The following is a 25276-nucleotide window of genomic DNA, read 5'->3' as shown; positions in this document are numbered from 1 at the left end:
AAAACCATACAATACAGAAACGATATCATATGAGTTCCATATCAAATCAAGAGGCCGCGACCCCTAGTCTTCGGCGGCGCGCTGTTGCTGCGCTCAAAGCCGAGCTTCGCAGCGTACGCGTGCAACTATCCGTGCTCAATCACCAGGTCGGCACCCAGGCCGAGCTGAAGGATGTTGACCTTGATTGTCTTGACCTGATCTCGAGCCGGGGGCCGCTCAGCCCAAGCATGTTAGCCAAACACGCCGGCCTGCACCCAGCCACCATGACCGGGATCCTCGACCGGCTTGAACGCGGAGGCTGGATTGTCCGGGACCGCGATCCGTCCGACCGGCGCGCCGTGGTCATCCGGGTTCTGCCCGATAGAAACGCAGAGATGTTCCGCCTTTACTCGGGAATGAACAGCCTCATGGACACCATCTGCGCAGACTACGACGACGCTGAAATCGCCGTCATTACCGACTTCCTGCGGCGCGTCCAGGCGGCCGGACGGACGGCGTCGGAAGAACTCGGCAACTAGTTGACGCTCGCTTACTTTTACGGCCCAAAGCGCTCACCCTCCTCCACATCACGTGAAGGAGGGTGAGCGAGCGTTCGGGAAAAAGCCCGCATATATGAGCGAGCGTCGCCGGTCGGCACAGGGAAGCCGGCCGGCGTGGCGGCAGGAAGCGGTGTTTAGGCCTCGGCCTTCCGTTCTTCGATCAGCTTCAACACCTGCGGGAACAACGGGTGCGACGGCGGAAGTTCAGTGATGCGCTCGACCGCCTCGGCCGCGTCCATCTCGGCAAGCATCCGGGCGAGTTCCACGGCTTCGTCGTCTGCTCCGTCGTCGAAACGCAGGGCGGCGGACATCGCGTCTAACAAGGCAACGGGCGTGACTCCGCGCTCGGCGAGTTCAGCGGCCGGGCCGATGAAGCGTTCGTGCCGCCCAAGTTTGCGGAGCGGCGCGCGGCCCACCCGGTTCACCGTGTCCGGCAAGTACGGGTTGGTGAAGCGGGACAGGATCTTCTGCACGTACGCTTCCTGCTCAGCCTCGACGAAGCCGTGTTTGGCCACGAGAAGCTGCTTGGTCTCCTCCAATACGGCCCGAACCCGGGCCGCAACGGAGGCATCGGCCATCGCCTCGGAGATCTTCTCCAAGCCGGCGCCATAGCCGAAGTATGCTGCCGAGGCGTGTCCGGTGTTGACCGTGAATAGCTTCCGTTCGATGTACGGGCCTAGTTCGTCCACGAAGGTCGCACCGGGAATCACCGGCGCCTCCCCCGCGAAAGGCGTGCGGTCGATGACCCACTCGTAAAAAGTCTCCACAGTGACGTCCAGGCCTTGGCCCGGCGCCTGGTTGGGGACGATCCTGTCAACCGCCGTGTTCGCAAACACAGCAGCGGAAGAAAGGTCACCCGCGGCACCGTCCCACGCCGCTTCCACTTCGGATCGCAGGAGGTCCGTGGCGTTGATCGCGTTCTCGCAGGCCATGACCTGGAGCGGAGCCAACGACGGCGAGCGGCCGGCGATGCCCCGCGCGATCACGGGCGCCACGAACTTGAGGATGTGCGGCCCCACCGCCGTGGTGACGAGGTCCGCCGTCGCGATTTCCGCGACGACGGCAACCTCTTCGGTGCCCGAATTCAGGGCCCGGAAACCGGACACGGTCTTGACCGCCGCGTTTTCGCCGACCTCGTGGACCTCATAGGAGGTCGCGGAGGCGAGCTGGCTGATCAAGGCATCCGCGACATCGGCGAAGACCACCTCATATCCAGCCTCGTGCAGCAGCAAGCCGACGAATCCTCGTCCGATGTTCCCTGCCCCAAAATGGACTGCCTTCACTATGCGTTGACCTTTCCGAACAGATCCAGCACTTCCTGAACCGACGTGGCCTGCTCAAGCTGGGCCACTTGCGCCTTGTCCGTGAAGATCTTGGCGATGGAGGACAGGATGTGGAGGTGCTCGTTGTTGATGCCGGCGACGCCGACGACGAACTTGACCTGCTTGCCACCCCAGTCGATGCCCTCGGGGTAGCGGACGATCGACACACCGGAGTGCAGGATGTGGTTCTTGGCAGCGTTCGTGCCGTGCGGGATGGCAAGGAAGCTGCCCATGTAGGTGGATACGGATTCCTCGCGCTCATGCATGGCGTGAATGTAGCCCATGTCCACTGAACCCCGGTCCAGCAGGAGCTTGCCCGCTTCGTCGATGGCCGAGTCACGGTCCGTCGCGGAACCATTGAGGATCACGCTTTCGGGGAGCAGGACATCCTTGCCCCCGACGGCGGCGGGCTGGGCAGCGCGGGCACCGGCGGCCGGTTCAGCAACCATAGTCGAACCCTGAGCGCCGGGAGCCGCGTTGCTGCTCTTGACCAGTTCCACGATCTCCTCGTAGCGGGGACTGTTCATGAAGTTGTCCACGGAGACGTGCACGGCGCTGGAGGTGACCGGCCGGGCGCGTTCTGTCAGGTCCTGGTGCGTTACCACGACGTCGTAGGTGTCACTGAGGTTTGCGATGGCCGAATTGGTGACCTTGACGTCCGGGAAACCGGCTGCCTTGATCTTGTTGCGGAGCACCGAGGCGCCCATGGCGCTGGAGCCCATGCCGGCGTCGCACGCGAACACGATGTTCTGGATAGGGCGGGTCAGGACGGCGGTACCGCCACCGGCGCCCAGGAGTGCGGAGGAAACGGAACTCTTCTTGCCCTTGAGCTCTTCCATCCTGGATGTTGCCTGACCCAGCGCGTCCACGTCGGTGGTCTTGCTGGCGCGCAGGATCACGGAGGCAATCAGGAAGGACACTGTGGCTGCAAGAAGCACGGACAGGGCAACACCGAAATAGCTGTCCTTCGCTGTCGCGGCAAAGACGGCGATGATGCTGCCAGGGGCCGCCGGCGAACGCAAGCCCGCGCCGGTGACTACCAGGGTGAAGATGCCGGTCATGCCGCCTGCGATCGTGGCGAGGATGAGGATCGGCTTCATGAGAATGTACGGGAAGTAGATCTCGTGGATGCCGCCGACAAACTGGATGAGCGCGGCGCCGGGAGCGGATGCCCGTGCCAGGCCCTTGCCGAAGAACATGTAGGCGAGCAGGACGCCGACGCCCGGGCCCGGGTTGGCTTCAAGCAGGAACAGGATGGACTTGCCGTTTTGCAGCGCTTGTTCCGTGCCGAGCGGCGTGAGGATGCCGTGGTTGACTGCGTTGTTGAGGAACAGGACCTTGGCGGGTTCGATGAAGATGCTGGTCAGCGGCAGAAGTCCGTTGTGGACCAGGAATTCGACGACGGCGCTCGCGCCGTTACTGAAGGCCTTCACCACCGGGCCGATCACCAGCATGCCGAAGATGGCCAGTGCGGCGCCGACGATGCCTGCTGAGAAGTTGTCGATCAGCATCTCGAAGCCCGGCTTGACCCGGCCTTCCCATACCTTGTCGAGCTTCTTCATGATCCAGGCCGTGAGCGGGCCCATAAGCATGGCACCGATGAACATCGGGATATCCGTACCGACAATCACGCCCATGGTGGCGGCGGCTCCAACCACGCCGCCGCGGATGCCATGGACCGCCCGGCCGCCGGTGTAACCGATCAGTAGCGGCAACAGGTACGTGATCATGGGGCCCACGAGTTTGGCCAGGTCCGCATTGGGGAAGAACCCTGCCGGGATGAACAGAGCGGTGATGATGCCCCATGCAATAAAGGCCCCGATATTGGGCATGATCATGCCCGAAAGGAAGGTTCCGAACTTTTGGACACCAACGCGCACGCTGGTGCGCTGTTTCGCAACTGACGCTGTTGCCATTGTGTGAATTCCTAACGTGAGTCCCGCATCAGTGCGGGATCAGTCGATATCTATCGAAGGAGGACAGCTCTAGGAGCTGCTGGAGATTCGGTGAAGCCATTCAAGGAAAAGCTTCAGTTCCGAACTGGATAGCTGGTCTGAATGTGAGGCTTGGAGTGCCGCATTCAGCGCGATTGCCGCAACAACAACCGACGACTTGCCGGAGTCGTCCGCTGCGGCGCCACGGGCTGTTTCCGTGGACACGGCGAAAATCATGGAATCCCGGGTCATGGTGGAGAGCTCGAGGTTCCGGTCTTCCAAAGGCTCTGCAATGAGCATGAGCGTGACGCCGACGTTGGCCGCCAGGATGCTCCTGGCCGCCTCGCGCGGGGGTACGTTGATCTGCCCGGCAATGGCTGCCTTGCTCAGCATCTCCTCCAGAAGCGACTCGGCATCAGCCACGATGGCCGGCCTGCTTTCCGGACGGATGTTGCCGAACATCACCAGGTAAAGGTGCGGTTGGGTAAGTCCGAACTGGACGTGGTTGTCCCACATCCGGCGGACATCCTCCAGGGGTTCCCCAGAGGGTGCGAAGTCCCGCTCTCCCGCCACGTACTCCTCGAAGCCGGCTGCAACGACGGCGTCGAACAACCCCTCCTTGTCGCCGAAGTGGTGGTAAAGCGTAGGCGCCGTGACGCCGGCAAGTTTGGTGATTTGGCGCGTAGAGACCGGCGACCCGTCCGAATTCGCCAGCAACTCGGCGGCTGCACGGAGCAGCCGAGTTTTGGGCGGAAGCTGGTCATCGAAACTCATAGCCGCTACCCTAGCACCTATAGCAACGCTATATGAAGTGAGTCACAGGAGATTTTTTCGGACCCCGAGGCGCCGCAGCCGGTGGGTCCGATCCGAGAGCAGGAACAGAGGATTTCAGTGCAGAATTTCCAAGGAATAGGCGTTAGCCCGGGCCGCGTCATTGGCACTATCCGTCAGATGCCCAAACCAGTCAGCGAACCGCCGTCGGGCGAGCAGCTAGCCGCATCGACCACGGCGGAAGACGCCGTCGCGGGCCTGAAAGCGGCGGCCCAATCGGTCCACGACGAACTCAAAGCACGCGCGGACAAAGCCAGCGGAGACGGTAAGGCCGTGCTGGAAGCCACCGCGCTCATGGCCAAGGACACCATGCTCCTGAAGTCGGCCACCAAACTCATCAACAACAACGGCAGCTCCGCCGAACGCGCCATCTGGGAAGCCGGCGCCTCCGTGTCCGAAATGCTCCACAACCTGGGCGGATACATGGCCGAGCGCGCTACTGACGTCCTGGACGTCCGCGCTCGGATCGTCGCCGAACTTCGCGGAGTCCCCGCCCCGGGGATCCCGGCGTCGGACACTCCGTTCATCCTGGTGGCTGAAGACCTCGCTCCCGCCGACACCGCAACGCTGGACCCCGCGATCGTGACAGCACTGGTCACCTCGGGCGGCGGACCGCAGTCACACACCGCGATCATCGCGCGCTCGCTCGGCCTGCCCGCCGTCGTCGCGGCCCGCGGAGTGGACGAAATTCCTGACGGCGCCGAAGTCTTCGTGGACGGAGCTGCCGGCTCACTCTCCCTCGAACCCACCGAAGAGCAACGCGCGGCCGCCATCGCGTGGGTCGAAAATTCCGCTACACTGGCGGTTTTTGACGGAAACGGCACGACGGCGGACGGCCACTTGGTGCCCCTCCTCGCCAACGTCGGCGGGGCCAAGGACGCTGCCGCGGCCGCTGCGCTGGGTGCCCAAGGCGTGGGCCTTTTCCGCACCGAATTCTGCTTCCTGGAACGCGACACGGAACCGACCGTGCTGGAACAGGCTGCCGCGTACAGGGGCGTGTTCGACGCGTTCCCGGGCAAGAAAGTGGTGCTCCGGACCCTCGACGCAGGCGCCGACAAGCCCCTTCCCTTCCTCACCGACGCCACCGAACCCAACCCGGCCCTGGGTGTGCGCGGCTACCGCACCGACTTCACCACGCCCGGTGTTTTGGACCGCCAGCTCGAGGCCATCGCCATCGCTGCCGACGAATCAGAAGCCGAGGTGTGGGTCATGGCACCCATGATCTCGACTGCGGCCGAGGCTGCCCACTTCGCGTCGATGTGCGATGCCGCGGGAATCAAGACGCCCGGCGTGATGGTGGAAGTTCCCTCCGCGGCATTGACCTCGGCGTCGGTCCTGCGCCACGTGGGCTTCGCGTCCCTCGGCACCAACGACCTCACGCAGTACGCCATGGCCGCCGACCGGCAACTCGGTCCCCTTGCCGAACTCAACACCCCGTGGCAGCCCGCGGTTCTGCGACTCGTTCAGCTGACCGTCGCGGGCTCGGCGGAAGAGGGCAACGGCAAACCCGTTGGCGTCTGCGGTGAAGCGGCCGCGGACCCGGCCCTCGCCGTCGTGCTCGTTGGCCTGGGCGTGTCCACTCTGTCCATGACCGCCCGCTCGCTGGCCGCCGTCGGAACCGTGCTCAAGACGGTGACGTTGGAACAGGCCCAAGAGCTGGCGCGGCTGGCGCTCAGTGCACCCGATGCGCTCGACGCAAAGGCCTGGGTCCGCGCGAAGCTGCCGATCCTCGAGGAACTCGGGCTCTGAGCCCAGCCGTACTGTCTTACCTGAATACAAGGAGAAACCATGCCCGAACGCACCGCCACCATCGCCAGCCGCTCCGGATTGCACGCCCGCCCGGCTGCGATTTTTGCCGAGGCTGCGGTGGAATCCCCGGTTGAGGTGTCCATCGCGATGGCCGGTTCGCCTGCCGACGACGCGCTCGACGCCGCCAGCATCCTTTCGCTCATGACTCTCGGCGCCGCGAAGGGCGACGTCGTCGTGCTTCGCGCGGATGGCGACGGCGCCGACGCTGCCCTCGATTCCCTGGTGACACTGCTGGAAACGGACCTCGACGCGGAGTAGGCGTCCCTGGGTTTACCCACCCAACGCTCGCTCGGATATGAGCGCCTATTTTCCGACGCTCGCTCACATATGGTGGCTTCCCGCCGACGCTCGCTCACAGTTGATTAGCCGAAAGGAGCCGGAAATGCGCAAGCCGGATGGCGCCGTCGCGTTCTATGCGCTCAGCATTGTGCTGCTTCCGGTCTCGCTACTCGGCTATGTGATCTGGGTGGGGAAGCTTCTGTCCTCGAAACCTTCCGGGGTTTCGACGAGCGCGCAGGCTCCGCTCTCCGCGAGGTGGGCGATGCACAATTTTGGCGTGCGCGAAGACCAGGCCGCGAATCGGTTGTTGCCCCTGCTGCCCGGCGTTCCGTGGCTGGGCATGCGTTTGGCATTCTTGCCGACGGTCTTCGCGCACCGCGTCACCGGTTTCGTCCCGAAGACCTTCCGGTACCCCTTCGAGGGCGAGATACCTCCACGGGCCGAGGCATCGGCGAGGGTCACCTTCTTCGACGGCGCCCTGGACCGCGCACTTCCCGGGATCGACCAGTTGGTCATCCTTGGCGCCGGCTTCGATACGCGCCCGTATCGCCTCCCGCGGGACACGCCGCTCAGCTCCTTCGAGGTAGATGCCCCAAATACGCAAGCGGTCAAGCGCGAAATACTCGACAAGGCGGGAATCGACGTACGCAAGGTCGCGTTCGTGCCCGCGGACTTCGAGAAGGATGACTGGCTCGCCAAACTCGTGGACGCCGGGTTCGACGTCGGGCGTCCGTCGCTTTTCCTGTGGGAGGGCGTCACGATGTACCTCGACCGTGAAGCGATCGAGGACACGCTGCGGAAGGTCGCGAGTTGTGCCAAAGGGAGTTTGCTCGCCTTCGACTACTTCACAACCGAGACCCTTGAGTCGAGCACACCGTACTGGCGATTCGGGAGGGCGGCGGCCAAAGCGGCGGGCGAACCGTTGAAGTTCGGCGTGGACAGGACGCCGCCATCGCGGGATCGCCTAGCGGAACTTCTCCGATCCGTCGGGTTGGCGCTCCTCGAACAGCGTGGGCTTGGTCGCGAGACCAAGAAGAAACGTGCGTGGGGTGGCTTCGCGATAGCCATGGTGGAGTGACGCTTCATGGCCCCAGCGTCCGCACATATCTGAGCGAGCGTTACGTCGATTGGGTTCATATCTGAGCGAGCCCCTCATCGTCAAGCTGGTTGTGAGTCATTCATTACCTTTTGATTGAAGGAGCCGGCGATGGCCGTTGATAACAAGGGTTTTACGCGTGAAGAGATCCGTGAGTTCATGCATGAGTACTATTTGCAGCCGCACGGGTCGAGGAAGGAATGGATGGCCTCGACGTCCGTTTCGGAATGGACGTTCCGCCGGTGGCGCAAGATGATGGTCCAGGGCGATATCGACCGTGGCCTGATTCCGCGGGAGCATGGAGGCATGGTCCCGACGAATCGTGAACTCTCCGCGTTCGAAAAAGCACGCGCGAAGGAAATGGCTGCCCACCGTGCCGAAGTCGAAAAACTCCAGAAGCGGGTGCAGGAGCTGGAGGACACGAATTCCGCGCTGGGAAAAGCTATCGGGCTCTTGCACGAGTTGAGCGTGCCAGAGCCCGATACAACCCCGACGAGCGCTCACAACGATTCATAGCGGCCGAGAACACTCTGGTCCTGGAACTGCATGTGATCATCGGCTCCCAGCGGACAGCGCTCAAGCTGGCGGGCCTCTCGCGCGGGACCTGGCATTACCGGTCCAATCCCCGTCCGGCGGTGCAGCACCCGATCCACCAGAGCGACCGGGCCTACGAATCCCGGATCAGCTCCGCGCATCAGGACCGGATCCTGGGGCTCATCCTGGCCAGCTGGGAGAAGGGCAACTCCGTTGACCATGCCTTCGCCACAGCCTGGGACAACGGCGAGCTGCTCGCCTCCAACCGCTCGTGGTGGCGGATCGCGGCAGACTACGAGGACCAGCAGGCCCGCCCAACCATCCCGCGCAAGCGTTGGGGCACGCGTGGTTCCTCTGAAAAGCCGGTGGTCAAGGCCACCGGACCCTGCCAGGTCTGGTCCTGGGACATCACCGACATCTATGCCAAGTGGCAGGGCAAGGTTTTCAAGGTGTACTCCATCATGGACATCTTCTCCCGGGAAATCGTCGGCTTGCGGGTGGAGGAACGCGAGTCCGACCACCTCGCCGCGCAGATGTTCAAGACAGCCATCGCCCGGCACGGCGCCCCGCGCATCGTGCATGCCGATTCAGGCCCGGCCATGAGATCAACCCTGCTCCGTGACACCCTCACCGCCCACGGCGTGGAACTCAGCCATAACCGCCCGTACGTCTCCAACGACAATCCCTTCTCGGAGTCAGGCTTTCGCACGATGAAATACCGGCCCGGCTACCCCCGGATCTTTAACGATCTCGAGGCCGCCAGGGAGTACCTCACCTGCTACGTGCACTGGTACAGCACCGATCACAAACACTCCGGCATCGCACTGTTCTCACCATCACAGGTCCACGACGGGTCGTGGAAAGAACTCTGGACCAAGCGAGACAAAGTCCACCAGGACTACTACGAACGACACCCGGGAAGATTCCGCCGCCGACCCACCACACCGGCCCCCGCCACATACGCCGGGATCAACCTCCCCCAGACCAAAACACCCCAAAAACTAGCCCAGTGACTCCACACAGCTTGACAACTTTCGAGCGTCCGAGATTTTGGCCGTATAAGTGAGCGAGCGTCGCGGGGGGCGCGGGAGCCGGGGGCGGCTGTGGTGCGGGGGACGCCGCTTAGACGAAGGCGGAGATACCCGTGATTGAGCGTCCGATGATCAACGCTTGGACAGTCTCTGTGCCTTCATAGGTATGGATGCCTTCTATGTCGGCGAAGTGCCGGGCCACGCGGTTGGCCAACAGGATCCCGTTGCCACCGAGCAGGTCGCGCGCGTTCGAGGCGATACTGCGGGCAGTGCGGGTGCACGTGAACTTCGCGAGGGCCGCCTGGGCGGGAGTCAGCGCGCCCTCTTCGTCCAGCTTGGTCATCTGCATGACCATGAGCTGCATGATCGCGAGCTCTGAATGCATGCGGGCAAGACGCTCCTGCACAATTTGCGAGGCAGCCAGCGGGCGGCCGAACTGCCGGCGTTGGGCGGCGTACTGCACAGCAGTTTCGTAGCAGGCAGTGGCATGCCCGACGGCGGACCAGGCAACTCCCAGCCTGGTCGCCAAGAGCACCCGGGCCGTGTCCTTGAAAGTCCGGGCACCCGGGAGCACGTTTTCCGCCGGGACGAAGACATTCTCAAGGCGGATGTGTGCCTGCCAGATGGCCCGGAGTGAGAGCTTGCCTTCGATGGTCGTGGCCGAGTATCCGGGCGAATCCTGCGGGACAAGGTATCCGTGAACTTGCCCGTCGTCGCCGCGGGCCCAGACGACGGTCAGGCCGCCGATCGAGCCGTTGCCGATCCATTTCTTTTCGCCGTTGAGCACACAACCGCCCTCGACGGGCGTCGCTGTAGTCTCGAGTCCCACGGAGTCGGAGCCGTGCGCCGGCTCGGTCAAGGCGAAGGCGCCGTATTCCTCGGCCCGGGCAAGTGCTGGAAGCCAATGGGCCTGCTGCTCGGGGGAACCGCATTCGGCCACGGATCGCAGAGCCAAACCGCCCTGGACAGCAACAACCGTGCCGATGGAGCCGTCCCCGCGGCTCAGTTCCATCGTGACCAGTCCGGCGGCGGTTTTACTCATGGCCGGGAACCCGTCGATGTTGATTCCGTCGCGAAGCAGATCAAGTTCACCCAGGCGCTTCACCAGCGGCAGCGGATACTCCGCGCGCTCCCAGTACCCCGTGATGACCGGAAGCACTTCGTCCTGGACGAAGGCCCGCGCCCGGTCCCAGTAAGCGCGGTCTTCGCGGCTGATGTCCTTGAAAACGGAGGCCGGATCCGGGTCCAGGGATTCGTTCAGGACGTATTCGGGCTCCATGGTGCCGGCCGGGAAAGCCGCGCCGTGCGGAAAAACGGCATCCAGTTCTTCGGAAGTGCTATCGGACGTCGTCGGCATGGGGAAATCCTCGCTCTGGGGTCTCGATCTACGACTCCCAGCATGCGCTGACACTCAGTTTCATGTCAAGGAACTCAATGTCAGTAAAGAATTCTGCGGGATCAAGAGCTAAGCCAAAGCGTCCCGGACCGCTTGAAGGATCTGTTCTGTGCCCGCCGCCCGATCCAGGACGGCAACCACGACGGCGGGACGGCCGCTTTCCGCGGACGGCCCACCGGCCGCCTCGCTACCCGCCGGCCCGGCTGAAACAGGGGCAAAGGTATCGGCCAAGGCGCCCAATTCGCGCTCAAGTCGGGCGGCCAACTCATGGGCTTCAGCTTCCCGCGCCCCGCGCTCGACGCGTTCGGCCAACTCAATACCCTCGACGCGTTCGCCAGCAGCAACAGCCCGCAGCCATTTGCGCAGGACGCTGTTGTGCACGGCGACTACCGAGGCGGCAAAGGCCACGGCCGTAACCTCCCGGCCCTCACCCTCGGGCAGCGCAGAAAGGAGATGATTCCTAAATGCCCGCTGATAACGATGTGTCATGACCAGTTCACGATCACGAAGGGCGGGCACTTGATGCAGAAGTTCGTAGCGGGCAACGGAAGTCTTCCGGTTGCCCACGTGGTGGCCGAAGACCAAGAGCGCCGCGTCCACGACGGCACGTAACGGATCCGCCGTGGTCCCCGCAAGGAACTCCTGAACCCGCGCCAGAATACGGTCGTGGTCGGCGAAAACGATGTCCTCTTTGGAACCGAACTTGCGGAAAAACGTGCTTCGGCTGATCCCGGCGGCATCGGCGAGGTCGTCCACGGAGGTCGCGTCGTAACCTTGCCGGACCAGTAGCTCGATTGCCGCGGCCACGGCAGGGCCTGGATCCCGGTTGGCGGGGTAGTTGACCATAGGCGTGAATCTAACACGGCGGCGTAAGCGCGCAGCCTCGAGCGCGGCTAGGCTTCTGCCATGGCATTGATAGCTCCCCGCGTGACGCCTGGCTTGGCCGCGGACGACGCCCGGAACCTGGCGCGCTCACTCCAGGACAGCAACGACATCACCGTCTTCGTCGACGGCACGGTCCACCGGCTGCCGGATGAGGCGAGGGACGCCGTCGTCGACCTCCTCGGCAGGCTGGGCCGGGGCGAAGCGGTGACCGTGAGCAGCGTGGAGGAAATGCTCACGACGTCGAGGGCGGCCGAGCTCGCGGGAATCTCGCACACCTACCTGCGGAACATGACCGACCGCGGCGAAATTCCGGTGGAATACCGCGGCACGCACCGGCGCATCAGGCTCGCGGACATCATGGCCTGGCTGGAAAACCAGAAGAAGACGGCCGCGGGCAACGAGGAATCCACCCGCAAATAGCGGAAAGCTAGGCGAGGGCCGCCTTGAGCGCCGCGTGGACCCAATCCCGGTAGCGCTCCAGCCCCCAGGCGAAATCCAGCACGAGTGATCGGTAGGTGTCCGGATGGCCCACCGACCAGATCACGGCAGCGGCTTGCTCATCGCTCATGCCGGAGGTCAGTGCCCCGCGCCGCCTGACCGCCGCTGCAGCTTCGGCATAGTTCCGCAGCCGGGTTTCGGCCCGGTCCCGCTCCACTTTTGCCGCTTCGGCGTCGACGGCGGATGCCTGCCTCATGACGCTGAACAATTGGCTGGTTCGCGGATTCACCTCGGCGAACCAGTCGGCCAACAACGCTAGAACCGCCCCCGCGTCGGCGGCTGCGGCTGTCCGCTCGCGCATAGTCTCCGGGACGGTGCGGGGAGCATCCGGACCCGCGGCCGTCGCGTCGACCACGGCCGAGAGCAACGCGGCCTTGTTGCCGACCGAGTTGTAGATGGTCTGGATAGCCACGCCTGCTTGCTCGGCAACGGCCCCGATGGTGGTGGCCACGTATCCCCTGCTCAGAAACAGCTGCCGGGCGGCCTCCACCACGGCAGCCTTGGTTGCGACAGCTTGAGCTAACCGTCTGTCATTGTGCCGGATTTCCACGGAAAAAGAATAGCATTCTAGTGACTGGAATGCTATTCTAATGACCTCGAACACCTCAGGAGGCTTCGCGATGAACAGCAATGAGCCAGTGGACACCGTGGTTGTGGGCGCCGGGCAGGCAGGGCTCGCCACCGGATTCCACCTGAAGAAACACCGGCAAGACTTCCTCATCCTGGACTCGCAGGACCGGGTCGGCGACGTGTGGCGGAACCGATGGGATTCCTTGCGGCTCTTCACCCCGGCGCAGCACGATTCGCTTCCCGGCATGCCATTTCCCGCCGCCCGAGGGAGCTTCCCCGGAAAAGACGCCATGGCCGAATACCTCGAGGAGTACGCCAGGAACTGGGAACTCCCGGTACGCCATGGCGCCCACGTCGTAGGCATCGAGCGGGAGGACGGCCGGTTCCGGGTGCAGTCGAGCTCCGGGTCGATCCTGGCCAAGAACGTTGTTGTTGCCACAGGCCCGAATACGCAGCCACGGATCCCGGCGTTCGCTAATGATCTGATCCCCGGCATCCACCAACTGCACGGAGCGGAATACACCAACCCGGACTCGGTTCCGCCCGGAGATGTCCTGGTGGTCGGCTCAGGCACCTCCGGCGTCGAAATCGCTTTGGAACTCGCACCTACCCACCGCACCTACATTGCCGGAACCCCTCCGTTCCACATTCCGGCCCCGGTGACGCGATACGCCGGCGGGCTTTGGTGGCTCTTCATCCACAAGGTGCTGAACAGGTCCACCCCTATCGGCCGCAAAGTCGCGGTCGGGTTCACGAAGCACGGCGCGCCTCTGATCCGGGCCTCAATCCGAGAGCTCGACGCCGCGGGAGTCACTCGCTTGCCACGCCTGGCGGGGACACGCGATGGCCAACCACTGACTGACGAAGGCCACGCGATCCCGGTGACCACGGTGATTTGGGCTACAGGTTACCGACCGGACTTTGGCTGGATCCCGGGACTTCCCACGGATGCGGATGGCTGGCCGCTCACTTGCCGGGGCGCCGTTGAACAGCTCCCGGGACTATTCTTTGTGGGCATGCCCTTCCAATACGGTCTGACCTCTGGCCTCGTTGGCGGGGTCGGCCGCGACGCCGAACACGTCGCCGGACTCATCGCCGGGCAGGCCGGGCAAAAACGGGTCGCCGCGCCCGTTACTCAAATGTGACTTTGCATGCCGGCTGTTGTAACGTCGAGGGGCGACCCAGTCCCCAACCGGGCCGCTTCCGGGTTGACGCCGAGCTCTGCCGCAACACGGAATCCGCCAGACCCGCGGCAGAGACGGGGGACCCAGAGTCTCCGGGCCCACTTCAGGCCCTTGGGGTGAAGCCGCCATGCGCGGCCGGACGGCCTCGTCCGAACCCGACAGCTAACCTCGAAGGCGTTGAGAGGCAATCACCATGTCCCCAACCATGGATCAGCCTCGCCGTGCCCAAGTGGCGGGCGAGAGCACCAAAGCAACCGGACGCCGTCGGGCCAAAGACAGCGAACCGTTCATCGCTGCACCGGCTTCCGAACCTTTGAGTTCGACGGCGGCACCCACCCCCGCGGCAACCCCGACGACGGCGGCGCCCACCACGCGGGCGGCCGCCCGCGCGGCCGAACGGAAGCGTGCTTCCCAAGCCAGCGAAACCGCGGCCATTCCGACGGTGACGGCTCCGACGGTGGCTGCCGAGCCAGCAGAACCAGCGACCGCGGCCATTCCGACAGTGGCCGCCCCAGCGATGGTCCCCGCGCCGTCAGAACCCGCCACCGCAGCCATTCCAACGGTGTCTGCTGCGACCCTGGCCCGCGCGACAGCTGAATCGACCAAAGCCGAGAACGCAGCTGCAACGGAAATCCCGGCGGCACTCCGTCCCGGCGTCGGGCCGGCGTCGTTCACCGGTTCGTCCTTCAGCCGTGAACCACATGCCGTCCTCAAGAAGGCCGCCGCCGTCCGGACCATGAGCAACCGAATGGCAGTGGTGACAGGTGCGTTAGGCATCTTGTTGGCCGCCGGTTCCTTGGGCCAAGCCCTCGAGTTGCCCTTCTTCGGCCAGGAATCCCGCGCCCAGGACGCTGCCAGCGCTGACAGCCAAGGCTCCACGCAATCCGGCGCTCCGTCCACGACGCCAAGCACTTCCCCCAGCGCTGCGGCATCACCTACGGCAGCTACCCCCAGCGCCAAGTCCGGCCAGACCGCCGCGGACCCGGCGCAACATTCGCCGCAAGGACCCGCCGCCGTCGTACCGTCGAGCGCCCCGGCGCCGTCGATCTCCGTCCAGGTTCCTGCGGTCCCGGTTCCTGCCGTCCCGTCAGCGCTGCCCCCAAGCCTCACTCCGGTGCCTGTTCCTTCCAGTCCGGTTCCGTCCCAGCCCGCGCCGTCTCCCAGCCCGGTTCCAACAGGGCCAACGACCCCCACGCCGACTCCACCCCAGACCAGCACGCCCTCCCCCGCGCCCACAGGTTCTTGGAAGCCGCGGACCCCGGCCAGTCCTGCTCCCACGCCACAACCCACGCAGCCGGGCGTTGATCTTGGGTCGATTTTGGACGCAGCAACCAAGGTCCTGCAATGAGGATGGGACAGCATCGAACATTCGCCGTCGAATGGCACGGGCGGTGCTGCCGGCACACGCGGACACAGATGATTCAGTACCGCCCGGACCGCTGGCGCTGCAGCCTTCAGTTGAGGCAGTTCAACAAGTAGGCCAACGCGGCTTCCGTTACCAGCGCTTCAAATCCGCGGCCGGCCCGCCCAGCGACGCGCTTTGAGCGTTGCGTGGAGTTCGAGGCGGACAGCGCCATTCAAGGGATCAGCACCGATAAGCTGGCGGACCCTGGCCAGCCGGTTGTAGATGCTGCTCCGGTGCAAGTGCAGCTTCGTGGCCACGTCCTGGACCGAACCGTCGCTGTCGTAAAGCAATTCGAGCACGGGCAGCAGCTCGCCATTGCGGTCCGCATCCTCGATCTCCTGAAATTGCGCCGAGCCCGAATCATCCCAGCCTCCGGGCGCTTGTAGCCGTTCGAACAATTGGTAGATCCCGGCCGAGCGACTGTCCACAAGCTCGCCGAGCGGGGGATCAACGGCGGCAGCCTGGGCCGCGAGTTTCGATTGCCGGTATGCCCTGTCCAGTTGGCGGACGACTGAAAACGGCTCGCTGATGCCGAGAATGACCCGGTCCACCTTCCGGCCGGCGCGCTTGGCGAGTTCCAGCTGGTAGTGGACCAAGACCTGGGCATGCTCCGCCCGTCCGCTGGTTTCGCGGAACAACAAGACCGAGTGCGTCTCCGTGCCGGCGCTGAAAAGCACGGAATCGACCCCGATAGTGGCCTGGAGCGCGGCGGAACGGTGCGTCAGGGTCGCCGCGATCGGATCCGAGACGCCGCCGCTGTCCTCCGCATCGAGCACGGTAACCAGCTGCCACGGTCCCCGGCCTTGAATCTCCTTCCATCCCGCCACGGCCGCCACCGCATTGGACTCGCCCTGGCATGCAGCCAGGAATTCCTGCTCACGGCGGCGCCGGAACTCAGACTCGGCCGTATTGGAATCGAGCAGCAACCCCGCGAGGAGGTCCAACTCGTCCCGGACGCCCGGCAACTCGGCGAGTATCGCCGTCGCGGTCTGCTCGTCAAGGTCTTGCTGGACCCAGAGGTACCCGACGCGGAATCCGCGCACCAGAAGCGGCACGCAGACACGCCCCACCATCCCGAGTTCCTCATTGGCGGGCACGACGACGGGACGCACCGCGGTAGCGATGCCGTGCGAGAGCTGCCACGCACTGACGTCCACGGGAACCCGCTTGCTCAGGAGGAAATTCACGCGCACGCGGTCCGCGTGGGACTGGTTGGAACTGTAGGCGAGCAGCACGCCGTCGAGGTCTTCCAAGGAGAGGCCGCGGCCCAACTTGAGTGCTACGTCCTCGACGATTTTCTCCACGTCTTGCTGCATGGAGAAAACACTACTTTGCCCCACGAACATCAGGCGACACCTGACGCTCCCAAGTTCGACAAATGTCGAGCCGCGAGCGGCAAAAGCCCCGGAATTCCGGGGAAGCCAGCAACGGCGGCGATCGCCTTTCCTGTCGGCTGGCTCACAGCGGATTTATTCTGGAATCACAGTCCCCCGCAGAGAAAAAGGCCGTTGAAGCCTTTCGAAGATGGAGCCCAAAATGATCATCGGTGTCCCCAAAGAGATCAAGAACAACGAATTCCGCGTTGCCATCACGGCCGCGGGCGTTCACGAGTTCCGCACCCACGGCCACACCGTGCTGGTGGAACGGGGCGCAGGCCTGGGCTCCGGTATCACGGACGAGGAATACGCGGTTGCCGGTGCGGAGATCGTGGTTGAAGCCGACGACGTCTGGGCCCGCGCCGACATGGTCATGAAGGTCAAGGAACCCATCAGCGCCGAGTACCACCGCTTCCGCAAGGGCCTGATCCTCTTCACCTACCTGCACTTGGCCGCCGAGCCCGAGCTGACCCAGGAACTCATCAACTCCGGCGTCACGGCCATCGCCTACGAAACCGTCCAGGACGGCCGCGCCTTGCCCCTCCTGGCACCGATGTCCGAGGTCGCAGGCCGCCTGTCGGTTGTCGTCGGCGCTTCCTCCCTCATGGCTCCGGCCGGTGGCAAGGGCGTGCTGCTGGGCGGCGTCCCGGGTGTCCGCCCGGCCAAGGTTGTTGTCCTCGGCGCCGGTGTTGCCGGTACCAACGCCGCCGCCATGGCCCTGGGCCTGGGCGCCGACGTCACCATCATGGACATCAACATCAACCGCCTCCGCGAACTGGATGCCCTCTACCAGGGCCGCCTGAAGACCGTCGCGTCCAACGCGTACGAGATCGAGAAGTCCGTGGTCGACGCCGACCTCGTCATCGGTTCCGTGCTGATCCCAGGCGCCAAGGCCCCCAAGCTTGTCACCAACGAGCTGGTCTCCCGCATGAAGCCCGGCTCCGTGCTGGTGGACATTGCGGTGGACCAGGGCGGTTGCTTCGAGGACACACACCCCACCACGCACCAGGAACCCACGTACAAGGTCCACAACACGATCTTCTACTGCGTCGCCAACATGCCCGGCGCCGTTCCGAACACGTCCACCTACGCTCTGACCAACGTCACCCTGCGCTACGCGGTGTCACTGGCCAACCTGGGCGTCAGGGCCGCATTCGACCGCGACCCCGCCCTCGCAGCCGGCCTCAACATCGCGGCAGGCCACGTGGCTCACCACTCGGTTTCCGAGGCGCACAACCTGCCCCTCGTCGCCGACTGGCACAACCTGGTTTCGGCGTAGTTTCTCTCCATCGACTGCTCCCCACCGGCTCCCTGCCTTCGCAAGCTCAGGCCGGGGCCCTCGCCGGCGTGGGCCCACGTAACTGTCGTTTTTGAGCCTTCAGAACGACAGTTACGGAGCAGCGGATCACCCTTAACGATCACGACGGCGGGGTCCGGCTTCCACGGGAAGAGGCACCTCGCCGTCGGGGTTTTCAGCGACGCTCGCTCACTTTTAGGGCATTTTGGCCCGACGCTCGCTCAGATCTTCTGAGCGAGCGTTGAAGGTATCAGGCGTATTGGTGAGCGAGCGTCGGGTGAAAATAGGCCATATCTGCAGGAGCGTCTAATGGAGTACCCCCGGCCGCCTGAGCAAATCAGCCGAGCATGACGCCGGACACTCCAGGACCGGTTACGGCTTGATCGGGCTGCCCGGAAGGATCTCGGAGGGAACGGGCTGAGGCAAGGGAAGCGTGGGCGTTGGGAACGCGGGCGTCGGGATCGTAATCGGTCCCGGGCGGCCCTTGGCGATGTCCTGCAATTCTTTACGCGGATCCGACTCGGACCCGGTAGCGCCGGGTGTGGCGTGCGGCGACGGACGCGTGTTCTTGTTTTGGGCGCCGGGGCTGGAGGACTCCGGCGAAGGCGACGCGGGATTGCCGGTCCCCTGGGTGGGCATCGGAACTAGCTCCGGGCGCGTTCCCTGCTGTTGCGGAGCGTTGCCGCCAGACCCAGGGGTGAGCTGGGAGACGACCGATCCCACCACGGCACCCAAGTGTTCAATCGTTCCCGGAATGCCGCCGTCGGACGCGGCCGCAGCGGTAGCACCGGCAGCAAGCGAAGCCGCAACGGCAACAGCAGCGAAGGTCAGCCGGGCCTTCTTGCTGCGACGGGCGGCCAGTTCATCAACAGGTGCAGCCGCGGCGCCGGAAGCCGCCTCCACAGCGGTAACAGCTTCAAAAGGCGCAACAGTCTCAACAGGCGCGATCGCCGCGCCGGCCGGTGCCATCAAGGCTTGGACAGCCGCCGAGGGCTGTGGCCGGGTGCTCGCAAGGGCGCGCAGTTCCAGCAGCTCGGTCCGGATCTCGTACGCTTCGTCGAGCCCGGCATCAGCAAGCAGGCGGTCAATGCCTTGCTCGCCGAAGGATGCGGATTTTTCGCTCATCATGTGCCATTCCTTAGTAGTGCACGTTCTCTCAGTGCACTCAATGCCCTGCGCTGCAACTGCTTCACGGCTCCCTGGGATTTGCCCATGATGTCCGCGGTTTCTTCCAACGAAAGGTCCGCCACGACCCGTAGTGCCAGGACCTCCCGGTAGTCGGGGTTGAGGTCGGCCAGTAGCTCGGTTACACCCAGGCCTTCCCCGTGCCCGAATGCCTGGTCCTCGGCTGAAGGGGCGCGTCGCGAATCCAGATCGGATTCATAGGGCGCGGAATCAGGGGTGCGTTCCCGTTTGCGATAGTGATCCACCATTCGCGCGTGCGCTATGGAGAAGAGCAGGGTCTTGGCCCCCTGGAGACCTCCGCGGAGGGAATCCAGTTTGGGATAAAGCGCCAGGAACACGTCCTGGGTAACTGCTTCCGGATCGTCTACGCCGCGGGCGCGTAGGTATCCAAACACCGGTCCGGAAAACTCGTTGTAGGCAGCTGTGAAGAGCAGTGCGGGATCTTCCTCGTCCGCCTGCAAATATTCATCAGCCAAAGGGTCAAGCACCCGCGACCCCTCCATCCCACGCAGCGCGGTCATCGTCCCTGGCCTGGGAAATGACCACTGCTGCAGTCTGTTGCGTCGCGGGGCTCCTTGTCATTTAGCCAAGGAGCCCCGCCGTTCAAGCGTAGCCGCAGTGTTACGGGCGGACAGAATCGGACGGCACGTGCACAGGCACCGTCGGCACCTGGGACGGCACAGCGGGGACGGCTGGTGCGGACGGCACTGCGGGAACCGCCGGTACGGCAGGCGTAGCAGGCAGTGCGGCGTTTCCATCGGCGTCCGCCTTGGCGGAAGCGGAACCGTCAGCCTTCAAGCCGGCAGCCTTGCCTTCGCTAACTACAGTTGCGCAGTGTGCGTTGACGTTGGCTTCGCCGCCAGCGGCAACAACCAGCGAGGAGTAGCCGGGCACCTTGGTGTCAGCCTTCAGGCCGCCGTTGAGGAAGGCGGTGCAGAGGCCGAACGCCTCGGGTGAGGTGGCCTTGGCCGATGCGACTGCTGCTGCGGCCTTGGACTTTGCGTCGTCGACGGCGTCCGCGGCCTTGGACTTCGCGTCGGCGGCGGCGTCAGTGGCCTTGGAGGTCGCCATCTTGGCCGCCTCGGCCGTCTTGGACTCTGCGGACTCAGCTGCTTTGGATGCGGCCGGAGCCGGGGCTCCGAGCATCTCGTGTGCGCTCTTCTGCAGATCGTTGGGAAGCGCTCCGTTGAAGGCTGCGACGCCGGTTCCGCCAACCGCTACAGCTCCGGCGGCAAGGACGCCGGCGGCGATTTTGCTGGTGGCAAGGACAGTGAACAAGGACATGGAACCCTCCGACAAACGTTTTGGGACTGCTCCGGCAGCGGCTTTGTCGCTACCGGATGATCAGTGCGGACGTTGTCCACACTCCCCTTACATCGCTGGAGGTCCCGGCGAGGTTACGCCCGATCCAAAAAAATTTTCACGCGAGGGCTCTGGCCTGCTCAATCAGCTTGAGTACCTCGACCGGCCCGGCCGGATCCACGGGGAGCGGCAAAGCGGAGGCTGCACCGCCGTCGGCGATCTTCTCCGCAAGGATCCGGTAGAACTCCTGGTAGGCGCCGCGCTCAGTGGGCACCGAGGTCCGCACGCCGTCGATTTCCAGTGTGCCGTAGTGGTGCGGATCGTCGACGCCGTAGCTGCCATCCGTGGGGCGGCCGCCCGCGAGGATGAATGGTTCCTGCGGATCGATTCCGTACTTCACGAAGCCACCCTTGCTGCCCAGGATGCGGAAGCGTGGAGCGTGAAGCTGGCTGTTGACGTTCATGGCGACGTGGCTGAGCACTCCGGAGGTGTGCTTCAGGACCAGGAAGACATCGTCGTCAGCCTTTTCCTGGGGCCGTCGCGCCAGTATTTCTGCGTGGATGACTTCGCCGGGACCGAACATCTGCAGCGCCAGGTCCAACAGGTGGGTTCCCAGGTCGAAGAGCAGCCCACCGCCGTCGTTGGCCGTGGCGCCGACCTTCCACGCCTTGCTGATTTCGGGCGCCCACCGCTCCATTGAAGCTTCGCAGCGCATGACTTCGCCCAGCGTGCCGGCGTCGAGCAGCTTCTTCACCGTGAGGGCGTCGCCGTCCCAGCGCCGGTTTTGGTAGACCGTCAGCACGCGGCCCAGCCTCGCGGCCAGCTCGATCAGCTCCTGCCCCTGCGCGCTGCTCACGGCGAATGGCTTGTCCACGACGACGTCGAGCCCGGCTTCCAGCGCCGCCTTCGCGAGCGGGTGATGGGTCGCCGGCGGCGTGCCGAGCACCACGAGGTCCAGCTCCCCGGCAAGCGCCAGGACGTCTTCCGGGCTGTCCACGGTCCTCGTGCCCGGATACTGTTCCTCGGCTTTGGCCTTACGGCCTGCGTCCGAAGTGGCGATGACGTCGAGGGAATACGCGGGATTGGCTGCAATGAACGGCGCGTGAAAGACACTGCCGGAAAGGCCAAAGCCGACGACGGCGGTGCGGATCGGTGTGTGGGTCATGCAGCTACGCTACCGGGCGAAGGTGGCCCGGCGAAGGTAATGTCAGCAGTCTTTCAGCAGGCGCGTGACGAGCTCGCGCCACGACGCCGCAAGGCGCTCCGGCGCGACCCCGTGAGAGCGAAGGGCATGGAGCATGCGTTCAGGATCCAGGGTGGCGCCGAGGGAAAGAGCCAGCAGCCAAGGATCGCGGTCCAGGCCCGCCTCCCGCAGCAGCATCTCGATGTGCCGGTGCCACAACACGACCGGTGGGGCGTCGTGCCGATTCTGCGGGGAATGCTCCGCCGCGGCGCGCGCCAGCTCGCCGTATTCTTCGACATATTTGATGCGTGCTTCGCCGAAGGCAATGAGGCGTTCAAGCGGGGGCGCTCCGGGACCCAGCGGCGGCGGACCGAAGATGAACTCGCGCTGGAATTCGGCTTCCGCGTCGCTCAGGAGAGTCATCATGAGTCCTGCCCTGCTGCCGAAACGGCGGAAGACGGTCCCCTTCCCGACGTCGGCCCTGCACGCGAGCATGTCCATAGTGACAGCATCCACGCCGTGCTCAGCCACGAGATCCCTCGCAGCTTGAAGGAGCCGTTCGCGGTTACGCGCGGCGTCACTGCGCTCCGGCTGCGTCCCGAGGGGCAACCCGGGCCGGATGGGGATGAGGCTCACAGAAACATTCTAGCCTTGGGAATATTAAGCGGACCGCAGTCCGTTTAGAATCTACGAAGGCAGCAAAAGCCTCCACAACCGAGCGCCTGCGGCACCGTCCGCGGCCAGACCCAAGGAGTTCCCATGTCCAAGAACACCGTTCTCGCCCTCGTTGGCAGCCTCCGCGCCGATTCCCACAACCGCAAGCTCGCCGAAGCCATCCAGCTCAACGCCCCCGAAAACGTCGAAGTACAGATCCACGGCTCCCTCGGCAACATCCCGTTCTACAACGAAGACATCGACGTCGAGGGCCAGGTTCCCGCCGAAGCCGCAGCCCTCCGCGCTGCTGCCGCCGCAGCCGACGCCATCCTGCTTGTCACGCCGGAACACAACGGCACCATGCCGGCATCCCTCAAGAACGCCATCGACTGGCTGTCCCGCCCGTTCGGCGCCGGTGCGCTGGCAGGCAAGCCGACCGCCGTCGTCGGTACCGCTTTTGGCCAGTTCGGTGGCGTCTGGGCGCAGGACGAGGCCCGTAAGGCAGCCGGCATCGCGGGCGCCAAGGTCCTCGAGGACGTCAAGCTCGCCGTTCCGGGCTCCATGATCCGCTTCGCTGAACTGCACCCGAAGGACGACGCCGAAGTTGTCGAGCAGATCAAGGGCATCTTCGAGCCGCTGACCGCAGTCCAGGAAGAAGTAGCAGCCTAGTCCCTCCGGTTCGCCCCGCGCCGCGAGAGTGCCCCTGCCCCGCCCTTGAGGTGTGGGCGGGGGCATTCTTTGTCGGTACGATGGCGGCATGGCCGAGTACAAGCGCCATCCCGACGTCGACGCCTACCTTGAGGCCCTCCCGGATTGGCAACGCGCGATCGCCGAGCAACTACGCGACCTCATCCATGAAGCCGAGCCTGAAATCGTCGAGACGGTCAAGCGCCGCACGAGGCCTTATTTCGTCCTTGATGGCAACGTTTGCGCGCTGCTCGCAGCCAAGGACCACGTGAACCTGTTCCTTTACGACGGCGCGATTGTCCCCGACCCGGACAACATCATCACATCGGGGCACGACAACAAGACCGCCCGCATGATCGCCTTCCACCAGCACGACGAGATTCCCCGCGCACCGCTCACCACAATGCTGCGGCAGATCGCTGCGAACAACCGCAGCGGCGGCTGGCGGAAGATCAAGGAAACGGACTAGCCCGGAACGCCCTTCGAAAAGGAAGCAAGGCGTCACCGCACCGCTACCATTCCGTGACTGAGCTGAGGCCGAACCGTCATGGACAGAGCGGTCCACACCCGGGCGGCCAGCCGTAACGTTGAGTTACAGGCACCAGGGGTGATCAGGGCAGGAGCGGGGGGCTGTCATGCGGGTCGGACGCGGCGTGGAATGCACGACGACGACTGTCGCCGCGCTGTGCCTGTCCCTCGCGCTGAGTCTGGCCGGCTGCGCGCCCCCAGACGGTGGCGATCCGGGCGGGTCGCGCTCCGCACAAACAGGCTCACCCGGCTTCGCCCAGGGGACGCAGGAGCCTGTTACCGGGCCGATTCCCATGCCTCTTCCGGCTCCTCCCCCGTACATCAACGCACCTACCGCGGCACCGCGGCCAACCACGGCGAGCCCGCTGGCACCCGCAGCCGTTCCGGTTCCTTCGCCCCTCCCAACCGCCGGCGAATCGACTGGAACCACTGTGTATTTCGTGGCAATCGGCGACGGCGGCAGCCGCGGCGTGCGGTTCGGCTGCGACGACAGCCTGGTAGCTGTGCACGTCGCCGCCCCTCCGGGCAGCGACCCGCTGACCGTGGCAATGGGTCAACTACTGGCACCCGATGGAACCGCGTCACGGGCAGGTTTGTACAACGCACTCTCTGGCTCGGCGCTGCGCTACGTATCGGGCTACCTCGACGGCACCACCGCCGTCGTGAACCTGAGCGGGTCACTTCGTCCTGGAGGCGTGTGCGACCACCCGCGGGTCGAAACCCAGCTGGCGCAGACAGCGGTGGCGGCTACCGGGGCATCCCAGGCCGCGATCTACATCGACGGGAACACCCTGGCGGACGTCCTGAGTTTGCGCTGAGGTGGCCGGTCACTCGAATAGCGCGTCCATGTCTGCGTAGCTCCGGGATCCAGCGAGGCCTGACCAGTTTCCGTCGCCAAGGACTTCCCTTGCCAGCCTGGACACCTTCGCGTAGGCCGCCCTGGCAGTACTGCCGCCTATGCTGATTCGCCGCACGCCGACGTCGTGCAGTTCTCCGGGCGACGGCGAACCCAAGCCGGCCAAAGCGTTGAGCGGTACGCTGATCCGCCGGGAAAGTTCATGCAGGACATGGAGATCGGTCAACCCCGGCACGAAAATTCCGTCTGCCCCGGCCTGCTGATAAGCGTCCGCACGGCGCTGCGTTTCCTCATACGCAGTGTCCGGAAACTTTCCAGACCAATAAGTGTCCGTACGCGCATTGATGAACAAGCCAACGCCCGCGTCCTCGGCCGTCTGCCTGATCAGTGCGATGCGCCTGGACTGTTCTCCGATCTCGCTCAGCGGTTGATCCGCCGAGTCCTCGATGTTAATCCCGACGGCGCCCGCGTCGAGCACCGCTCGAACGGTGGCCTGAAGCTCCTCGTCGGTACGCCCGTACCCGGTCTCGATATCCGCAGTCACGGGCAAGCGGGTGGCTTTTGCCATCCGCGCCAGCGCTTCCATCGCGAGTTGCCGCGGAAGGTGGTCCCCGTCCCGGTACCCCAGGCTCCAGGAGACTGCCGAGCTGGAGGTCGCCACCGCAGTCGCACCTGCTTCCTCGACCATTCGCGCAGATGCGGCATCCCACGCGTTCACCAGCACCAATGGCGCATGCGGCGCTGCATGGAGCTCGTGGAAGCGGAGGGCCTTGGATTCGAGTTCGGGATGCGTCATGGCTCTATTCCAGCCTTCCTTAGGCAGGACGTAAAGCGCTTCGCACCGCGAATCCAGAAATTGGGATGAAACATCCGTTGCTCAATTGGCAACTCCGGG

Annotated in this window: 26 protein-coding genes and 1 riboswitch; of the genes, 12 read left to right on the top strand and 14 right to left on the bottom strand. The window is 64.7% G+C overall.

Features of this window, described 5'->3' with window-relative positions:
* Nucleotides 1-29 precede the first annotated feature (29 nt).
* On the top strand, nt 30-518 hold the full coding sequence (locus ACSVHC_RS12185; protein WP_437771768.1) for a MarR family winged helix-turn-helix transcriptional regulator: 489 nt from the start codon (nt 30-32) through the stop codon (nt 516-518).
* 155 nt (nt 519-673) lie between these two features.
* Here ACSVHC_RS12185 and ACSVHC_RS12180 read toward each other — a convergent pair whose 3' ends face one another.
* The 3 genes from ACSVHC_RS12180 to ACSVHC_RS12170 all read right to left on the bottom strand — a co-directional run bounded on the left by ACSVHC_RS12180 (nt 674) and on the right by ACSVHC_RS12170 (nt 4569).
* Nucleotides 674-1822 (bottom strand): mannitol-1-phosphate 5-dehydrogenase, encoded by a 1149-nt coding sequence (locus ACSVHC_RS12180; protein WP_439180965.1) that lies wholly within the window; start codon nt 1820-1822, stop codon nt 674-676.
* Nucleotides 1822-3777 (bottom strand): PTS mannitol transporter subunit IICBA, encoded by a 1956-nt coding sequence (locus tag ACSVHC_RS12175; protein WP_437771770.1) that lies wholly within the window; start codon nt 3775-3777, stop codon nt 1822-1824. The genes ACSVHC_RS12180 and ACSVHC_RS12175 overlap by 1 nt, the downstream gene beginning before the upstream one ends.
* 69 nt (nt 3778-3846) lie before the next feature.
* Nucleotides 3847-4569, bottom strand: coding sequence for a TetR/AcrR family transcriptional regulator (locus ACSVHC_RS12170; RefSeq protein WP_234751842.1), 723 nt, complete (start codon nt 4567-4569; stop codon nt 3847-3849).
* A gap of 117 nt (nt 4570-4686) precedes the next feature.
* On the opposite strand from ACSVHC_RS12170, the gene ptsP reads away from it, so the two are divergent.
* The 5 genes from ptsP to ACSVHC_RS12145 all read left to right on the top strand — a co-directional run bounded on the left by ptsP (nt 4687) and on the right by ACSVHC_RS12145 (nt 9357).
* Nucleotides 4687-6375 carry a phosphoenolpyruvate--protein phosphotransferase gene (gene ptsP, locus ACSVHC_RS12165; RefSeq protein WP_439180964.1) on the top strand — a complete coding sequence of 563 codons (1689 nt, stop codon included), beginning with the start codon at nt 4687-4689 and terminating at the stop codon, nt 6373-6375.
* Nucleotides 6376-6414: 39 nt separating this feature from the next.
* The gene (locus ACSVHC_RS12160) at nt 6415-6693 is read left to right on the top strand and encodes an HPr family phosphocarrier protein (protein ID WP_437771772.1); all 279 of its coding nucleotides are present in this window, start codon (nt 6415-6417) and stop codon (nt 6691-6693) included.
* A 124-nt stretch (nt 6694-6817) separates the two neighbouring features.
* Nucleotides 6818-7792, top strand: a complete 975-nt coding sequence (locus ACSVHC_RS12155; RefSeq protein WP_437771773.1) for a class I SAM-dependent methyltransferase — start codon at nt 6818-6820, stop codon at nt 7790-7792.
* Between the two features lie 129 nt (nt 7793-7921).
* Nucleotides 7922-8326 (top strand): hypothetical protein, encoded by a 405-nt coding sequence (locus ACSVHC_RS12150; RefSeq protein ID WP_437771023.1) that lies wholly within the window; start codon nt 7922-7924, stop codon nt 8324-8326.
* A 32-nt stretch (nt 8327-8358) separates the two neighbouring features.
* Entirely contained in the window at nt 8359-9357 is a 999-nt protein-coding gene (locus ACSVHC_RS12145; RefSeq protein ID WP_439180963.1) for a transposase, read from the top strand.
* Between the two features lie 109 nt (nt 9358-9466).
* Here ACSVHC_RS12145 and ACSVHC_RS12140 read toward each other — a convergent pair whose 3' ends face one another.
* Both ACSVHC_RS12140 and ACSVHC_RS12135 read right to left on the bottom strand, forming a co-directional pair.
* Nucleotides 9467-10732 (bottom strand): acyl-CoA dehydrogenase family protein, encoded by a 1266-nt coding sequence (locus tag ACSVHC_RS12140; protein WP_439180962.1) that lies wholly within the window; start codon nt 10730-10732, stop codon nt 9467-9469.
* A 108-nt stretch (nt 10733-10840) separates the two neighbouring features.
* Nucleotides 10841-11617, bottom strand: coding sequence for a TetR/AcrR family transcriptional regulator (locus ACSVHC_RS12135; RefSeq protein WP_437771775.1), 777 nt, complete (start codon nt 11615-11617; stop codon nt 10841-10843).
* 60 nt (nt 11618-11677) lie between these two features.
* Between ACSVHC_RS12135 and ACSVHC_RS12130 the strand changes: the two genes are divergently transcribed.
* Nucleotides 11678-12076 (top strand): helix-turn-helix domain-containing protein, encoded by a 399-nt coding sequence (locus tag ACSVHC_RS12130; protein WP_437771776.1) that lies wholly within the window; start codon nt 11678-11680, stop codon nt 12074-12076.
* 7 nt (nt 12077-12083) lie between these two features.
* Here the strand turns inward: ACSVHC_RS12130 and ACSVHC_RS12125 are convergent, their stop codons facing one another.
* Complete coding sequence (locus ACSVHC_RS12125; protein WP_437771777.1) at nt 12084-12704, bottom strand: TetR/AcrR family transcriptional regulator; 621 nt, start codon at nt 12702-12704, stop codon at nt 12084-12086.
* A gap of 40 nt (nt 12705-12744) precedes the next feature.
* Between ACSVHC_RS12125 and ACSVHC_RS12120 the strand changes: the two genes are divergently transcribed.
* Nucleotides 12745-13869 carry a flavin-containing monooxygenase gene (locus ACSVHC_RS12120; RefSeq protein ID WP_437771778.1) on the top strand — a complete coding sequence of 375 codons (1125 nt, stop codon included), beginning with the start codon at nt 12745-12747 and terminating at the stop codon, nt 13867-13869.
* Nucleotides 13870-13953: 84 nt separating this feature from the next.
* Nucleotides 13954-14099, top strand: a riboswitch (cyclic di-AMP (ydaO/yuaA leader).
* Between the two features lie 19 nt (nt 14100-14118).
* Here ACSVHC_RS12120 and ACSVHC_RS12115 read toward each other — a convergent pair.
* Both ACSVHC_RS12115 and ACSVHC_RS12110 read right to left on the bottom strand, forming a co-directional pair.
* A complete protein-coding gene (locus ACSVHC_RS12115; protein WP_439180961.1) occupies nt 14119-15186 on the bottom strand; it encodes a hypothetical protein in 1068 nt (355 codons plus the stop codon).
* 228 nt (nt 15187-15414) lie between these two features.
* On the bottom strand, nt 15415-16629 hold the full coding sequence (locus ACSVHC_RS12110) for a PucR family transcriptional regulator (RefSeq protein WP_437771780.1): 1215 nt from the start codon (nt 16627-16629) through the stop codon (nt 15415-15417).
* Nucleotides 16630-16849: 220 nt separating this feature from the next.
* Between ACSVHC_RS12110 and ald the strand changes: the two genes are divergently transcribed.
* Nucleotides 16850-17968, top strand: a complete 1119-nt coding sequence (gene ald / locus ACSVHC_RS12105; protein WP_437771781.1) for an alanine dehydrogenase — start codon at nt 16850-16852, stop codon at nt 17966-17968.
* A 390-nt stretch (nt 17969-18358) separates the two neighbouring features.
* Here the strand turns inward: ald and ACSVHC_RS12100 are convergent, their stop codons facing one another.
* The 5 genes from ACSVHC_RS12100 to ACSVHC_RS12080 form a co-directional block, all read right to left on the bottom strand.
* Entirely contained in the window at nt 18359-19114 is a 756-nt protein-coding gene (locus tag ACSVHC_RS12100; RefSeq protein ID WP_437771782.1) for a hypothetical protein, read from the bottom strand.
* Nucleotides 19111-19659, bottom strand: a complete 549-nt coding sequence (locus tag ACSVHC_RS12095) for an RNA polymerase sigma factor (RefSeq protein ID WP_437771783.1) — start codon at nt 19657-19659, stop codon at nt 19111-19113. The genes ACSVHC_RS12100 and ACSVHC_RS12095 overlap by 4 nt, the downstream gene beginning before the upstream one ends.
* A 133-nt stretch (nt 19660-19792) precedes the next feature.
* A complete protein-coding gene (locus ACSVHC_RS12090; RefSeq protein ID WP_437771784.1) occupies nt 19793-20455 on the bottom strand; it encodes a hypothetical protein in 663 nt (220 codons plus the stop codon).
* A gap of 136 nt (nt 20456-20591) precedes the next feature.
* Entirely contained in the window at nt 20592-21638 is a 1047-nt protein-coding gene (locus ACSVHC_RS12085; protein WP_437771785.1) for a Gfo/Idh/MocA family protein, read from the bottom strand.
* 42 nt (nt 21639-21680) lie between these two features.
* Nucleotides 21681-22292 carry a TetR/AcrR family transcriptional regulator gene (locus ACSVHC_RS12080; RefSeq protein WP_437771786.1) on the bottom strand — a complete coding sequence of 204 codons (612 nt, stop codon included), beginning with the start codon at nt 22290-22292 and terminating at the stop codon, nt 21681-21683.
* Nucleotides 22293-22415: 123 nt separating this feature from the next.
* On the opposite strand from ACSVHC_RS12080, the gene ACSVHC_RS12075 reads away from it, so the two are divergent.
* The 3 genes from ACSVHC_RS12075 (at nt 22416) to ACSVHC_RS12065 (ending at nt 24343) form a co-directional block, all read left to right on the top strand.
* Nucleotides 22416-22979, top strand: coding sequence for an NAD(P)H-dependent oxidoreductase (locus ACSVHC_RS12075; protein WP_437771787.1), 564 nt, complete (start codon nt 22416-22418; stop codon nt 22977-22979).
* Between the two features lie 88 nt (nt 22980-23067).
* A complete protein-coding gene (locus ACSVHC_RS12070; protein ID WP_437771788.1) occupies nt 23068-23466 on the top strand; it encodes a DUF1801 domain-containing protein in 399 nt (132 codons plus the stop codon).
* Nucleotides 23467-23632: 166 nt separating this feature from the next.
* Nucleotides 23633-24343 (top strand): GerMN domain-containing protein, encoded by a 711-nt coding sequence (locus ACSVHC_RS12065; RefSeq protein WP_437771789.1) that lies wholly within the window; start codon nt 23633-23635, stop codon nt 24341-24343.
* A gap of 9 nt (nt 24344-24352) precedes the next feature.
* Here the strand turns inward: ACSVHC_RS12065 and ACSVHC_RS12060 are convergent, their stop codons facing one another.
* Nucleotides 24353-25177, bottom strand: a complete 825-nt coding sequence (locus tag ACSVHC_RS12060; protein WP_437771790.1) for an isocitrate lyase/PEP mutase family protein — start codon at nt 25175-25177, stop codon at nt 24353-24355.
* Nucleotides 25178-25276: the final 99 nt, after the last annotated feature.

The organism is Arthrobacter sp. KNU-44 (assembly GCF_051843155.1).
In the GTDB taxonomy this organism is placed as follows: Bacteria; Actinomycetota; Actinomycetes; order Actinomycetales; family Micrococcaceae; genus Arthrobacter.
Note: the sequence above shows the minus strand (reverse complement) of the source record. Positions and strands in the feature narration are given on the sequence as shown.